This window comes from Anoxybacteroides rupiense, from assembly GCF_014196195.1.
GTDB lineage: Bacteria > Bacillota > Bacilli > Bacillales > Anoxybacillaceae > Anoxybacteroides > Anoxybacteroides rupiense.
Map to the genome: position 1 here is coordinate 1 of NZ_JACIDF010000001.1, position 13,645 is coordinate 13,645.

At 40.2% G+C, this 13,645-nt stretch carries 11 protein-coding genes; 3 read left to right on the forward strand and 8 right to left on the reverse strand.

Features of this window, described 5'->3' with window-relative positions:
* The first annotated feature begins 85 nt into the window (after positions 1-85).
* The 3 genes from GGQ95_RS00005 to GGQ95_RS00015 all read left to right on the forward strand — a co-directional run bounded on the left by GGQ95_RS00005 (position 86) and on the right by GGQ95_RS00015 (position 5,288).
* Entirely contained in the window at positions 86-910 is an 825-nt protein-coding gene (locus tag GGQ95_RS00005) for an S-layer homology domain-containing protein (protein WP_183186171.1), read from the forward strand.
* A 344-nt stretch (positions 911-1,254) separates the two neighbouring features.
* Positions 1,255-2,289 (forward strand): DUF3231 family protein, encoded by a 1,035-nt coding sequence (locus tag GGQ95_RS00010; protein ID WP_183186172.1) that lies wholly within the window; start codon positions 1,255-1,257, stop codon positions 2,287-2,289.
* An 863-nt stretch (positions 2,290-3,152) separates the two neighbouring features.
* On the forward strand, positions 3,153-5,288 hold the full coding sequence (locus GGQ95_RS00015) for an alpha-amylase family glycosyl hydrolase (protein ID WP_183186173.1): 2,136 nt from the start codon (positions 3,153-3,155) through the stop codon (positions 5,286-5,288).
* 575 nt (positions 5,289-5,863) lie between these two features.
* Here the strand turns inward: GGQ95_RS00015 and GGQ95_RS00020 are convergent.
* The 8 genes from GGQ95_RS00020 to msrA form a co-directional block, all read right to left on the reverse strand.
* Positions 5,864-6,058: a hypothetical protein gene (locus GGQ95_RS00020; protein WP_066149311.1), complete on the reverse strand. Its 195-nt coding sequence runs from the start codon at positions 6,056-6,058 to the stop codon at positions 5,864-5,866.
* 98 nt (positions 6,059-6,156) lie between these two features.
* Positions 6,157-6,762 (reverse strand): DUF3298 and DUF4163 domain-containing protein, encoded by a 606-nt coding sequence (locus GGQ95_RS00025; protein WP_183186174.1) that lies wholly within the window; start codon positions 6,760-6,762, stop codon positions 6,157-6,159.
* Positions 6,763-6,937: 175 nt separating this feature from the next.
* A complete protein-coding gene (locus GGQ95_RS00030) occupies positions 6,938-8,182 on the reverse strand; it encodes a DHH family phosphoesterase (RefSeq protein WP_066149307.1) in 1,245 nt (414 codons plus the stop codon).
* A gap of 29 nt (positions 8,183-8,211) precedes the next feature.
* Positions 8,212-10,134, reverse strand: a complete 1,923-nt coding sequence (locus tag GGQ95_RS00035) for a vWA domain-containing protein (RefSeq protein WP_183186175.1) — start codon at positions 10,132-10,134, stop codon at positions 8,212-8,214.
* A gap of 10 nt (positions 10,135-10,144) precedes the next feature.
* The gene (locus tag GGQ95_RS00040; RefSeq protein ID WP_183186176.1) at positions 10,145-11,023 is read right to left on the reverse strand and encodes an ATP-binding protein; all 879 of its coding nucleotides are present in this window, start codon (positions 11,021-11,023) and stop codon (positions 10,145-10,147) included.
* Positions 11,024-11,161: 138 nt separating this feature from the next.
* Positions 11,162-11,536, reverse strand: coding sequence for a replication termination protein (locus tag GGQ95_RS00045; RefSeq protein ID WP_044742130.1), 375 nt, complete (start codon positions 11,534-11,536; stop codon positions 11,162-11,164).
* A gap of 160 nt (positions 11,537-11,696) precedes the next feature.
* On the reverse strand, positions 11,697-12,599 hold the full coding sequence (gene purU / locus GGQ95_RS00050; RefSeq protein WP_066149301.1) for a formyltetrahydrofolate deformylase: 903 nt from the start codon (positions 12,597-12,599) through the stop codon (positions 11,697-11,699).
* 67 nt (positions 12,600-12,666) lie between these two features.
* The gene (gene msrA, locus GGQ95_RS00055; RefSeq protein WP_080861988.1) at positions 12,667-13,617 is read right to left on the reverse strand and encodes a peptide-methionine (S)-S-oxide reductase MsrA; all 951 of its coding nucleotides are present in this window, start codon (positions 13,615-13,617) and stop codon (positions 12,667-12,669) included.
* Positions 13,618-13,645 lie beyond the last annotated feature (28 nt).

The following is a 13,645-nucleotide window of genomic DNA, read 5'->3' on the forward strand; positions in this document are numbered from 1 at the left end:
AGCCTGTCCTTGTCCGAAGTCGATTCATCTCCCACTTTCATCAAGCTTCGCAAGATTTAGAAGTGGGAGACTTCTCGACTGAAGAATGTTAAAAGGCGACTATCCGGTAGATTTTAAAGACGTAAACGCTAAGTTCTGGGCATATTCCTATATCGATAAATTGGCCGCAAACGAGGTCACTAACGGATATATGGATTTAACCTTCAAGCCCAACCATTATGTCACGCGAGCCCAAATGGCAGCGTGCATTTATCGCGCTTTAACGGGCAGTCCTTTTAATCCGGAAAAATACAAAGACCATCTCTCATTTGAAACCTTCCAAGTGAAAAATGGCGCTTTCTATTTTGACAACATGAATCCAAAATTGCCTGGCAGCAAAATCAACCCGTACATCCAGCGGCAAATTTACAGTGTGGTACAGGCACTGATAGATACCCGCTATTACACAAAAGTATCCTACAATTCTAGCAATGCGGCAGAGTCGAGAGTGGCGATTCAATTTGGGAGAAATCCTGCCTTTATAGCAAAAGCTAATTATAATTTTTCTTTTCTAATGTGGGACCAAGCCTATCAAAAGCCCCATTATTCTAATCACAGTGATAAAATTGTCATCTCCTTGTTCATCAATCGTCTTTGGGATGACTATCACAATCGGATAAAAGGGGAATACGCCGAAACATACATCAAAGACAAATTAAAAAACAGTTTGGAAGCCTTGTTTGGACAAGGAACAGGGGAAAAGGTATTTGCGTATGTGTACCCTCTTTATCACTCACATCAGGAGTTTTGGATGAATTACAATAGCCGAGAGACTTTCATGAAAAATTTAGGAACTAAAAAAATTGATAACCTTCAAGTAAACGTTGAAGCTTTTCAGTCCGAAATCATTGTTACATTTAGTTATAGATAAGAGGAGAAGAAATGGGTCAAATTCATACAATAAACGAGGAATCGAAAAGCAGAATTGTTATCTAACTTTCCCATCATATATGATCCCTAATTGGTTATTTTTCTTTTATAAACTAAAATCCATGTTTTAAAAAAAACTTGACAGGAGCAAATAAGCTTCCTGTCTTATTTATTTAGGAATGGCCAAATCGTGCTTAATCCATAATTAAAAGTAGTATGCATAAACGACATGATTTTTATTTATGTTATTTTATAAATCAACGGGAATAATACCACATATGAGAAATCTGTTTCTGTGCATAATAATACATACACGAAACAAAGAATGGTGGAGGGATACAACATATGAACCAGGAGATTGACAATGTAAGCAAACAAACACCCCATTATATAAGGCTAACCGCCCCAGAAATTGCTGCCCTTTGGTCGCAATATCAAAGTGACACAATGGCCATTTGTGTTTACAAATACATGTTGAATATTGTGAAGGATGCATCTATTTGTCCTATTCTAGAGTTTGCCTTTAAATTAGCAGAGAGCCACATAACAAAAGTAAAGGACTATTTAAGTCAAGATGAGTTCCCGATTCCTCACGGATTTAATGAGGCCGATGTCAATCTGAGTGCTCCTAGGCTGTTTTCAGACGAAATTTGTTTAACTTACACGTACTTGATGGCGGTTAACGGGATGGCTTTGTATGCTGGTGCCATCGCCACAGCGATACGTAAAGATGTAAGGGATTACTTTATTCAATGTGAAGATGAATCGATGGAACTCTTTAATCAGTCCATCGATCTACTATTGCAAAAAGGATTTGTATCAAGGCCCCCATACATCTATCCTCGTAAAGAGGTGGAGTTTATTGAAAGTAAACGTTTTATGGGAAGCTTTCTAGGAGGAAAAAGGCCGCTCAGCTGTATAGAGATTAGCCATGTATATTGGGATTTGAAAAAAATTCAGCTAAGCAAAGCCTTTACGATGGCTTTCGCTCAAGTAGCTCAATCCAAAGAAGTCAGCAAACATTTATGGAGAGGGGTAGAAATTTACACGAAACAAGTTGAAGTCATGGAATCCATCTTATCTCAAGAACAGCTCTCTACTCCAAAATCAGAGGAAGCGGAAATTACAAATTCTACCGTTGCCCCTTTTTCTGATCGCTTGATGATGTATCATAAGACCCTTTTTGGTTCTACTACCTTGTCTCTGTATGGAACAGCGATAGGATCTTGCCAGCGCGCGGACTTATCCCTTCATTATGCAAGGTTCATGGCGGAACTTGCGCAGTATATGAAGGATGCGTTTAGTTTGATGATTAAAAACAAATGGGTGGAACAGCCACCAATGGCGGAGGATAGAGAAGCACTTGCCACAGAACAATAATAAAAGAAGAGGAATGTGATGTGATTTCAAAAAAGCAAAAGTCACCAAATTAACCATCGCGTGATTACTTTTCAAGACGTTCACCATTAGCAGTTGATGTTTTTTAGCTTCGTTTATATTTTTAGCCATGCGGAGGTTCCCTTCAAATAGGCAGAAGGGAACTATAATTGTATTTAAAGGGAGATGCTAAAGAAGCAAAAAGTTTGATAAACAAATTAGAACATGAATGAAGTTATATGAATGGTCAAAGTGTATATCATGTCGAAAAAGATATCTTAACAAAAATTAAGATTAAAATAATGACATAATGCTTACAAATTTAACGAAAATGAAAATAAGGAGGGATTTTTAATATAGAGGATTGCTGCAAGTTAAGGAAATTTACAAGCAAGGAATTGCGGCAGGACAAGCAACGTTGAAACGACAGTACCGTCATTAGAAAAATGGGAATCGACTATTGCCGCAAATTTATGTGTAGTCGCTGAAGATGAAGAAGGCATTAAAGGCTGGTGTAAAAGTAAGGTATCAGATCGCTGAGAGGTGAGTGCGTATGTTCGAGATGTGAGCCGGGGAAAGGGAGTTGGAAAACAACTTCTTAAGACGAAATAATAATTCTTGTTCCTTTTTACCTTCCTTGCCACTTACCGTCTTGACAAGAAATAACAGACAGAATATTATAAAAATGACTTCGTTGTTGGTGTTTCAATCTGAGGGCAATGCTTGTTTTCATTGATTGGAGATGGAAACACAACCCCGTCGTATCTTTATTGATATGACGGGGTTTTTATATATTAGGAGGTGAGGTCATCCTTAGCAACTCTACCATTTTAAAAGCTATTATTAAGTATAAGGAGGATCATTGCATGAAAAGATGGCTTTCGGTGGTTTTGAGCATGTCACTTGTATTCAGCGCATTTTTTTTGGTTTCTGATACACAGAAAGTTACCGTTGAAGCAGCTGGAAATCTTAATAAGGTAAACTTTACATCGGATATTGTTTATCAAATTGTGGTAGACCGCTTTGTGGATGGAAATACATCTAATAATCCAAGTGGATCCTTATTTAGCTCAGGATGTACGAATTTACGCAAGTATTGCGGTGGTGATTGGCAAGGTATTATTAACAAAATTAACGATGGATATTTAACAGAAATGGGTGTAACAGCGATATGGATATCCCAACCAGTGGAAAATGTATTTGCTGTTATGAACGATGCCGATGGCTCTACATCATACCACGGTTATTGGGCACGTGACTTTAAAAAGACGAACCCCTTCTTCGGTACCCTAAGTGATTTCCAACGCTTAGTCGATGCCGCACATGCTAAAGGAATAAAAGTAATCATTGACTTTGCACCGAATCATACTTCTCCTGCTTCAGAAACTAATCCTTCTTATATGGAAAATGGTCGTCTTTATGATAACGGTACGTTAATTGGTGGTTACACAAATGATACCAATAGTTATTTCCATCACAATGGCGGAACGACGTTTTCAAACTTAGAGGATGGTATTTATCGGAATTTGTTTGATTTGGCAGACTTTAATCATCAAAATCAATTTATTGATAAATATTTAAAAGATGCGATAAAATTGTGGCTCGATATGGGGATTGACGGTATCCGCATGGATGCGGTTAAGCACATGCCATTCGGCTGGCAAAAATCGTTCATGGATGAGGTTTATGACTATCGTCCTGTCTTTACATTTGGGGAATGGTTTTTGTCAGAAAATGAAGTTGATTCCAATAATCACTTCTTCGCGAATGAAAGTGGAATGAGTTTACTTGATTTTCGTTTCGGACAAAAGCTTCGCCAAGTATTGCGCAATAACAGCGATGATTGGTATGGATTTAACCAAATGATTCAAGATACAGCATCGGCATACGATGAGGTTATCGATCAAGTAACATTCATAGACAATCATGATATGGATCGGTTTATGGCTGACGAGGGAGATCCACGCAAGGTTGATATAGCACTCGCCGTTTTATTGACATCCCGTGGTGTGCCGAATATTTATTATGGTACGGAACAATATATGACTGGAAACGGTGATCCTAATAACCGTAAAATGATGACTTCATTTAATAAAAATACCCGTGCTTATCAAGTAATTCAGAAACTATCTTCCCTTCGACGAAGCAATCCGGCGCTCTCTTATGGCGATACAGAACAGAGATGGATTAATAGTGATGTATACATTTATGAGAGACAGTTTGGAAAAGATGTTGTGTTAGTCGCTGTTAATCGCAGTTTAAGCAAAAGCTATTCGATTACTGGCCTATTTACAGCATTACCATCAGGAACCTATACGGATCAGCTTGGCGCTCTTTTAGACGGAAATACAATTCAAGTCGGTTCAAATGGGGCAGTTAACGCATTTAACTTAGGACCAGGGGAAGTTGGTGTATGGACATATAGTGCAGCAGAAAGTGTGCCAATTATTGGTCATATTGGACCGATGATGGGGCAGGTCGGTCACAAATTAACCATTGACGGTGAAGGATTCGGAACAAATGTTGGTACCGTGAAATTCGGAAACACAGTCGCATCCGTAGTGTCTTGGTCTAACAATCAAATCACTGTAACTGTACCGAATATACCTGCAGGAAAATATAACATTACCGTCCAAACATCCGGAGGGCAAGTGAGCGCTGCCTATGATAATTTTGAAGTATTAACGAATGACCAAGTATCTGTTCGTTTTGTTGTAAACAACGCCAACACAAACTGGGGAGAAAACGTTTATCTTGTCGGTAATGTGCATGAACTTGGCAATTGGAATACAAGCAAAGCAATTGGTCCATTATTTAACCAAGTTATTTACTCCTATCCTACATGGTATGTTGATGTCAGCGTACCAGAAGGAAAGACAATTGAGTTTAAGTTTATTAAAAAAGACGGAAGTGGCAATGTTATTTGGGAAAGCGGTTCCAATCACGTTTATACTACACCTACGAGTACAACAGGAACAGTAAATGTAAACTGGCAGTATTAATTAAGAAAGATATACAATCCTTTGTCCGAAGAATAGCTGAAGCTTCCTTGTATCCTCACAAACATATAAGCAGTAAGATATCAAAATCCCCTTTAGGCTAACTAAAGGGGAGGTCTTTTATCTTTGCTTCTCTTTTTCATTGGGATAAAACTCATGAAACATCTTCATCAGTAACTCATCGAGATCGAGATTATTTATGTAAACATTAGCAAATGCGTTCTTATTTGTCTATATACAAGATAGTAAAATATGTAAAATTCAGAAACTAAAAAGAACAAAACAGGCTGTTGATTATAAAGAAAGGGAAGTTAAGTAGCGAATAACTATTTTTATATTTTCAGATTTTAGTTTACATAATATAAATTATAGGAAGTTATACGAGAATTATCTCAAATATGAAGTAAACTCATTAAATTGAGACAAAAAAACTCATTAAATTGAGACAAAAAAGAAAAATGAAACGTGCAGCGGCTTTCCATGATGATTTCTACACGGATCCACTGCACGTCAATGTCTTTTACGCTGTTGATGTATGGATGCGTTTGAAGCATTGCGATTCAATCCTTCCAAGAGAATTAAGCAATATCGATACTGTGGTAGCGCACACCTTTATATTGAACACGAACGGAAGCCTGTTTTTCTTTTTCGTATGCTGCTAAAAGTTTTTTTGCTTTTAAAAACGCTTCCATCATGCCAGCTGCATGAATTGTTTCTTCCCACATCGATCCCTTCGGATGATCTGTATAAAAAACAAATACATACTGTTTCAATAATCTCACCTCCTATCTACTATTATAGAGAAAATCTGTGTCCATTAAAACTAATAAACTGTTACAGTTGTGTTAACTTTTTATCAACCATTTTTACATTAAAGCATTTTTCCTAATGGAGACTGCTCGTTAATGAGCGGTTGAATTTCATACACAGAAATCGGAAAGTAAGGGATTCCATATGCATAGGCGGTCAATTCATACAATTGATAAAAAAGCACAAGAGCCTTATCTGAGATATAAAAGTCTTGATTTGAAGATATCTCCTTAAAAGGCGGATTTAAAAGAAAAATATCCCGCTCTTTAATTTGTTTTGCTACGATACTTGATAATGCCTTAACATAATCGGTTTGAGGTAAAAATAACTCATGAAGGGAATATTTCTTGCCTGTTTTCGTATCAAAGGTCAGACCTTTTACGACGGTCATTCCATGAGCTCCTCCTGAATAAGCATAGTTGCTCATAGTTAAGCTTAACACGCCTCTTTCGTTCGTTTTCAACTCATAGCTTCCTGTGATCTCCGTTAGCGGATTTTGATAAAATCCTTGCTGAACCATTAATTTTTTCATTAACAACGTAATTTCATAATTGATTTTGTGCTCTGCCTCTTTATTTGGCAATCCGTATACAATCGGATAATATAACTCCATTCGCTTTTGTTTTACATGTGCAGTCCGAATTTGGACAGGTATATCTACAACCATATGTGGTTTCCTCCCTTTCCATTATTTATTATTTAATATTAAGAAAAAAACGATCTCTTCCGCTCCAAGCTTTTCGTGTTGTGCTACTTCCCTGTTTTCCACCATATTCAATCGCAATAAAAAACGTGTAGCGAAAGCGCCACACGTTAAAAAAGTTGCTGAGATCTTTTCACTCTCAGTTGTGTTGGTTTTTATATTGTTCCACAGCTTCTGTATAGCGGGCCATTACTTCATCCTTTGACCACGATAATTGCTGGCATAAATAATCGATCACCAACGCATCATCCGCTATGCCTGCAGCAAAGCTTCGTTTCATCCATCGTTCCGCTTCTTCAAACGTAGAAAAAGAAACCGCAGGCACTAAAGCAGCTCCCCATACCTTCCATTTTTTCTGCTCATCGCAAAAAGCAGCCAAAAGCCACTGATCTTGATGATTTTTAAAGAAGATTCCCGCAACATGCTCCTTCTGATTGAAACGGTTTTGTTCAGCATCAAGATAAACCGGAGGAAGCTGAAAAGCAGGTGCGGCAAAGCGCAGAAACGCATCCGCATCGGCTGAACAGCCTGAAGCTTTTGGATGGCCGCCTCCGCCAAATCTTTGGGCAAATTCTGCGACGTTCACCTCATCATGGGTAGTGCGAAAGCCGATATGCTTTGTTCCCGGATTGACCATCGCAATCATATCTAGATGAGGAAGTCGTTTAGATAAAGCATTTCCTAATTCTGATATATACTGTTCTGCAAAAACAATCCCGACACAACGACCTTCAATCCATGTTTGAACGATTTGCTTTTGTTTAAGGCGAATATAGCGTTGGATTTTCTTTTCTTCGATTTGCAGCACAAACGCTTCTAAATCAGTAAACGCAAACGATGACTCCTTTTGTAGTCGTTCGAGCATTTGCCTAACAAACTCATCAATGCCAAGCATAGATAATAAATCATTTAAATGCTTCGCCTGTACATTGTTATTTTCATCCCATTCCCACGTGTCATATTGACGGACAAGTTCAACGAATTCATCCAATATTTCTTTTCTTTCTAATCTTTGTTCCCGGATGAGATATTCATAAAACAAAGAAGTAGCACATGTCTTCTTTCCGCATTCATCTACAGGTACCACCCATCCCCATGGATGTCGATTAAAATGAAGAGCCGTGATGTGATGATCAATCATTTGTACATGCTTGCCGGTTTTAAATCGGTGGTCCAGCATTTCTTCTATCTCATGATTGACAGCTAAATCGGTGATCCATACAAATGCGGAATCATGCTGACGATTCTCAAGAAAACTCCTTACCCGTTCGTTCAAATTTCGATACGAACAGTAGGAAACATCAACCTCGCTTCCAAAGGCAAGAGTAGCTAATAAACCGCAACCTACCCCATCTAAATCGCTGTCAGTAAATAATTTCATCATCAGCGAAACATCCCCCTTATCTTCTTTATTTATACCAAGCTTTTATGCAGTAATTTTTTCAATAGAGGGAACAGAATGTCTGGCAGCTGTTCAACATTCGAGACGATGATGCAATGTTTTCCGTAAATATTCTGGATCGTTCGCTGCTGTTCTTCCGTAATTTCTCCATTTGCTAAAAATACATTCAGCACTTCAATTCCTCTTTTTCGTGCCTCAAGCACTGCTTCATGAGTGTCGATAATGCCGTTTTGTTCATAGTGATATGCCGCCGGCTCTCCATCTGAAAACACTAATAAAAATTTTTGTTTCTCCGTACGCCGCAGCAGCTTCTCTGTCATAAGCCGGATGGCAAAACCGTCGCGATTATCCTCTTGAGGCTCAAGCTGAAGAATTTCTGGTCCTGTCTGTTTCTTTAACGATTCGGAAAAGGAGATCACCGTTTGGAAATAATTCGGTTGCTTCGTTTCCATCGCTTCGTTGGAATCTTCCCAAAAGCCGACAACTTCGTGGAACACCCGCACGGATTTTAGTGATTCATGAAATAAAATAATTCCCCGCTTCGTTTCCTCCATCTTATCGTACATGGAGGCGGAACAGTCGACTAAAAGGGTAAAGACCGCGTCCAGTTCCGGAGAAGGGGTTCGCTTTTTATAAAAAAGGCGCGGCTGCTCATCTGTCCAAAGCCGGAGAAGCTTTTTATGCAAGCGGCCAAAGTGCAGATCGGTTCGTGGCAATGCTTGCTTATGCTCTAATGTTTTTTCTATCATTTTTTTCAACTTTTTTTGATAAGCGATAATCTCAAGCTTCTTTTTCTCATATTCTTCCTGTTCTTGGACAGAAGGAGAATGCGGAGTGAGAAAGATCGCTTCCGCATGCCGGTTTTCTTTGCCATAAGCTTCACCGCCGCCGGATTGTCGGACATCCTGCTTCCTCTCAAGGCTGATTGGTCTTGTGTACTCATTCCGGCTGCTTTTTTGCGCAGAGCCTTGAACCATTCCTAACGCCTGGTCACCATCTTCTCCCGGCCGGCCGCCTTTTCCTAACAAATGGGTCCGAGATCCTTGTTCCAATTCAAACTGCAAAAAGCTTTTTGTCATATCGCTCGTTTCGCGGTGCCACGTCGGCAACTCTTGATCGTGAATGTCTTCATCCCCGCTTTTTTGCTTATCAAGCACATCGCAGTTGTTTAAACGGCTGCTTCGTTTAAGATCTGCCAATGTCATATGTGCTTCTTCTTGATTATACGCATGCTGTGGCAAATAAAAATACGTGTTTAACATATCATGTTCCAACACATCCTCTAGTGCTTCCGTAAGCAACAAAACGAGACGAGCGATGTCTTTCGTGGAAGAAGCATCAAACAGATGGCCGATCGTCTGCCGAATCCATGGGATCATTGGATCGATGCGTTCATGGATGAACGGTACATCCTCAAGCGGGGATGCAGATGTCAAAAGCAAGTACAGCACTGCAAAAAGAGCATCCGTATAGACGCTCTTTATCAGGTTGGCTTGCGCTTGACTTTGAAAGTAGCGGCGATACACATCTCGGCGAGTATCAAACCACTTTTTCGTGCCGGGACGCTCTTTTTTGCAAAGCTCCTCTAGCCGCAAGTCTTCAGCCAGCATCAATAGTTGCTTCGCAAAGCTGGGAATCGATAATCGATTGGCTTTTTGGATAAATGCTGTCACTGCGTCGATATCGGTATAATAAAGGGTTCCGATGGCGCGAAGGCATACATCCGTTTTTAAGCCATGCAGCTTTTCTGTTTCCGGCCGATTATCCCAAAAATAGCTCACATACAGCTTTTGAGCTGGGAAGTCAACATATGATTGAAAGCCGAACTCAACTTCCCACTCACTTTGTTTTGTCAGCGTCTTAGCTAAATCGGACAGCTGCATGAATAAAAAGGAATCGATTTTTTTATCGTTAAATTGAATGAACCGTTTCATTTTCACACCCTCACTCAAAGAGAGTTTCTGCGATGTTTCTTACAGCCGCCTTTTCACGCTCGTCTTCAAGTTTATCGATAATGGCCCGTTCAATGGCTCTGAGCGGCGGCAAATAGACCGCTAAATCACACGCATCGATTAAAGCGCGGATCGAAGCGGCTTCTTCGGAAATTTGCCCATTTCTTACTTGAGCGATTAAGTCAGACGATAGAGTAACAAAACGATGGATTAAAGCCTCGTCTTTCAAAAGGCTCTGTGTCTGTAACACATCTTTTAATGCATCGCCTTGAACATATGGAACATCGATGACAACAAAACGGTTTTTCAACGCTTCATTAAGCGGAACCGTTCCCACATATCCTTCATTGATCGCCGCAATGACGCCAAATGTTTTTTCTGCCTTTACTACCTCTCCAGTAAACGGGTTCGTAATCATTTTTCGGTAATCAAGCACGCCATTTAAAATAGGGAGCGTTTCTGGTTTAGCCATATTAATTTCATCAATATACAATAAATGCCCCTTTTTCATCGCTTGGATCACTGGACCAGGAATAAACTCGATCGCTGTTTTTCCATCATGTTCATTAATCGTCTTAAAACCAAGAAGCGCTTCTGCATCCAAGTCCACCGAACAATTCACACTATGCATCGGCTGGCTGAATAAGTGGGACAGCGTCTCGGCAAGTTTTGTTTTTCCAGCCCCTGTGGGACCTTTTAACAACACGTTTTTCCCGAGTGCCAAAGCAATGATCGCATCGTACACAATCGTTTCATTTTCGGCTGTATAGCCGCCTTTTCCAATGAGATACGCATCTTTCTCACGAGCAAACTGCTCGTTTCGCTCTCGAATCATTTGCTCAATCATGGGAGGCAATGATAGAACGTTCATGGTGTCCGTCGCCCTTTCTTTATAAATACATACGATATCATTCTACTAAATGCCAAGCCTAGATGCAAAGAAACCGCAAGTATTACATAAACATATTATGTAAACAATTAGTGATATGGAGGAGAACAAGTCCTCCTCTCAACTAAAATTATCTTGAATGGCTTTGCGAATCAATGCCTCACAGCGGTCTAATTCGGCTTTTAATTGCCGCTTGTATAGCTTTGCTTTCTCATATCCTCCATCAGCAAAACGGTAATACACTACCTCTTGATACTTCATTCCTTCTTTTTTTTGTTTCATTTGCTTCAAAATTCCGTCCTCAATTAAATCATGAAGCGCTTTATATACTTCGGAGTGGTTCGGCTTATATCCATACGGTTTAAATTCTTGGCGCAGAACATCTAATATTTTGAGGCCATAAAGGCGTTCCTGCTCAGTTAATGTAATTAAGTACAGCTTTAAAAAGGCTCGCTGCTTCAGCAAAAACCCGCTTGACGTCCGCTTTTCCCGCATTCGCCCTCCTCCTTTTACTTTTCAGGTTGTATTTATATTCATTCCATTTTATTTATAGAAATCCTGCTTTTTTTTATGTTTTTATTTAGAACATAGTTTATTTTAACATAAAATAAAACGGAACGCCTCGATCATGGAGACATTCCGTTTTGGGTCAATATCAAGAAAATACAATGGTTTTATTTTCATGGATGATGACTCTGTCTTCTAAATGCCATTTCAAGGCTCTGGCAAGGACCGTTTTTTCAATAATGCGTCCAACCCGTTTTAAATCGTCTGGATGATAGCGATGATCCACTCTCGCCACATCTTGTTCAATAATCGGTCCTTCATCTAGGTCATCCGTAACATAATGAGAAGTGGCTCCGATCAGTTTCACCCCTCGTCTGTAAGCTTGTTCATATGGTCTGGCGCCAATAAAGGCCGGTAAAAATGAATGATGGATGTTAATAATTTGAAACGGGAATTCCGCTACAAAGGCTGGTGATAAAATTTGCATATAACGGGCAAGGACAATCGTATCTACCTTATGTTCCTTCAATAACGCGATTTGCTTTCTTTCCGCTTCGTTTTTTCCTTCCTTCGTCACGGGTATGTAATAGTAAGGAATCCCGAGAGCTTCCACGCTCTCGCGCATATGTTCATGGTTGCTTATCACAAAAGCGATATCGGCCAGCAGTTCTCCTGCCTCCCATTCCCATAACAGCTCGAGCAAGCAATGCTCTTCTTTTGAAACAAAAATGGCCATTTTTTTTAAATCGTTATGTAAACTTAAACGCCACTTCATTTCAAATGTCTCAGCAATTTTCGCAAATTCCTTTTCCATTTCTGCTTTCTTTGCCGTCATATCCGGGCAGTCAAATTCAATCCGCAAGAAAAAGGTGCCTCCCTGTGGATCGGTCGAATACTGGCTTGATTCGACAATATTGGCTCCTTGCTCATATAAAAAGCTCGTCACCGCCGCTACGATGCCCAGCTGATCTGGGCAAGCAATCAATAAACGGGCACGATTTTGATAGTTTTGCAGAAATGTCTGCAAACGACGTTCTCGAAAAATATGCATAAAAAAATCCCCCTCTTTTTTCATTTCTTCTCATCATACAAAAAAACAGTTGGCATGCCAACTGTTTTTACTGAAATAACGATACATATTCGCCATAGCCCTCTTTTTCCAAATCCTCTTTTGGAATAAACCGCAGCGCTGCTGAGTTGATGCAATAGCGCAGTCCAGTTGGCGCCGGCCCGTCATTAAACACATGCCCCAAATGCGAATCGGCTCCGCGGCTGCGCACTTCGGTCCGAATCATGCCGTGGCTTACATCTAGCTCCGTTTGGATATTTTCCGGACGAAGCGGTTGCGTAAAACTTGGCCACCCGCAACCTGAATCAAATTGGTCAAGCGTGCTAAATAACGGCTCTCCCGATACGATATCGACGTAAATCCCTTCGCGTTGGTTATTCCAGTAAGGATTATCAAACGGAGGCTCTGTCGCGTTGCGCTGTGTCACCTCGAACTGAAGCGGCGTCAGTTTTTTTCTTAGCATTTCCTCTCTTTTTTCATCACGCCAATGCTTTTTCAAAAACGCATCTCGGCCGGAACCGATCCGATAAAGCTTATAACGAAGCGGATTTTTTTTATGATAGTTTTGATGGTAATCTTCCGCCGGATAAAATATAGAAGCAGGCAAAATTTGCGTCACAATCGGTTTCGAAAACCGGCCGCTCGCTTCCAGCTCCCGTTTGGATTGCTCGGCTAATTGACGCTGTTGCTCATTATGATAAAAAATGGCCGTACGGTAGGATTCCCCTCGATCGTGAAATTGCCCGCCAGCATCCGTTGGGTCGATTTGCTGCCAATAAATATCCAGCAGTTTTTGATAAGGGAAAATAGCAGGATCAAATGTAATTTGGACAGCTTCGTAATGCCCTGTCGTATGCGTACACACTTCTTCATATGTAGGATTTTCTTTATGACCGCCTGTGTATCCAGATACGACCTTCATAATCCCCGGCTGCTCCTCAAACGGAGACACCATGCACCAAAAGCAGCCGCCAGCAAATGTAGCAAGCTCATATTCCATGTGGACCATCCTCCTTTATTTTTATCAT

What these genes read in the sequence shown, in the direction of transcription:
- GGQ95_RS00040 (WP_183186176.1), bottom strand. Translation starts at nt 11,023, where the DNA reads ATGAACGTTCTATCATTGCCTCCCATGATTGAGCAAATGATTCGAGAG.
- GGQ95_RS00010 (WP_183186172.1), top strand. Translation starts at nt 1,255, where the DNA reads ATGAACCAGGAGATTGACAATGTAAGCAAACAAACACCCCATTATATA.
- GGQ95_RS00030 (WP_066149307.1), bottom strand. Translation starts at nt 8,182, where the DNA reads ATGATGAAATTATTTACTGACAGCGATTTAGATGGGGTAGGTTGCGGT.
- GGQ95_RS00045 (WP_044742130.1), bottom strand. Translation starts at nt 11,536, where the DNA reads ATGCGGGAAAAGCGGACGTCAAGCGGGTTTTTGCTGAAGCAGCGAGCC.
- msrA (WP_080861988.1), bottom strand. Translation starts at nt 13,617, where the DNA reads ATGGAATATGAGCTTGCTACATTTGCTGGCGGCTGCTTTTGGTGCATG.
- GGQ95_RS00015 (WP_183186173.1), top strand. Translation starts at nt 3,153, where the DNA reads ATGAAAAGATGGCTTTCGGTGGTTTTGAGCATGTCACTTGTATTCAGC.
- GGQ95_RS00035 (WP_183186175.1), bottom strand. Translation starts at nt 10,134, where the DNA reads ATGAAACGGTTCATTCAATTTAACGATAAAAAAATCGATTCCTTTTTA.
- purU (WP_066149301.1), bottom strand. Translation starts at nt 12,599, where the DNA reads ATGCATATTTTTCGAGAACGTCGTTTGCAGACATTTCTGCAAAACTAT.
- GGQ95_RS00025 (WP_183186174.1), bottom strand. Translation starts at nt 6,762, where the DNA reads ATGGTTGTAGATATACCTGTCCAAATTCGGACTGCACATGTAAAACAA.
- GGQ95_RS00005 (WP_183186171.1), top strand. Translation starts at nt 86, where the DNA reads ATGTTAAAAGGCGACTATCCGGTAGATTTTAAAGACGTAAACGCTAAG.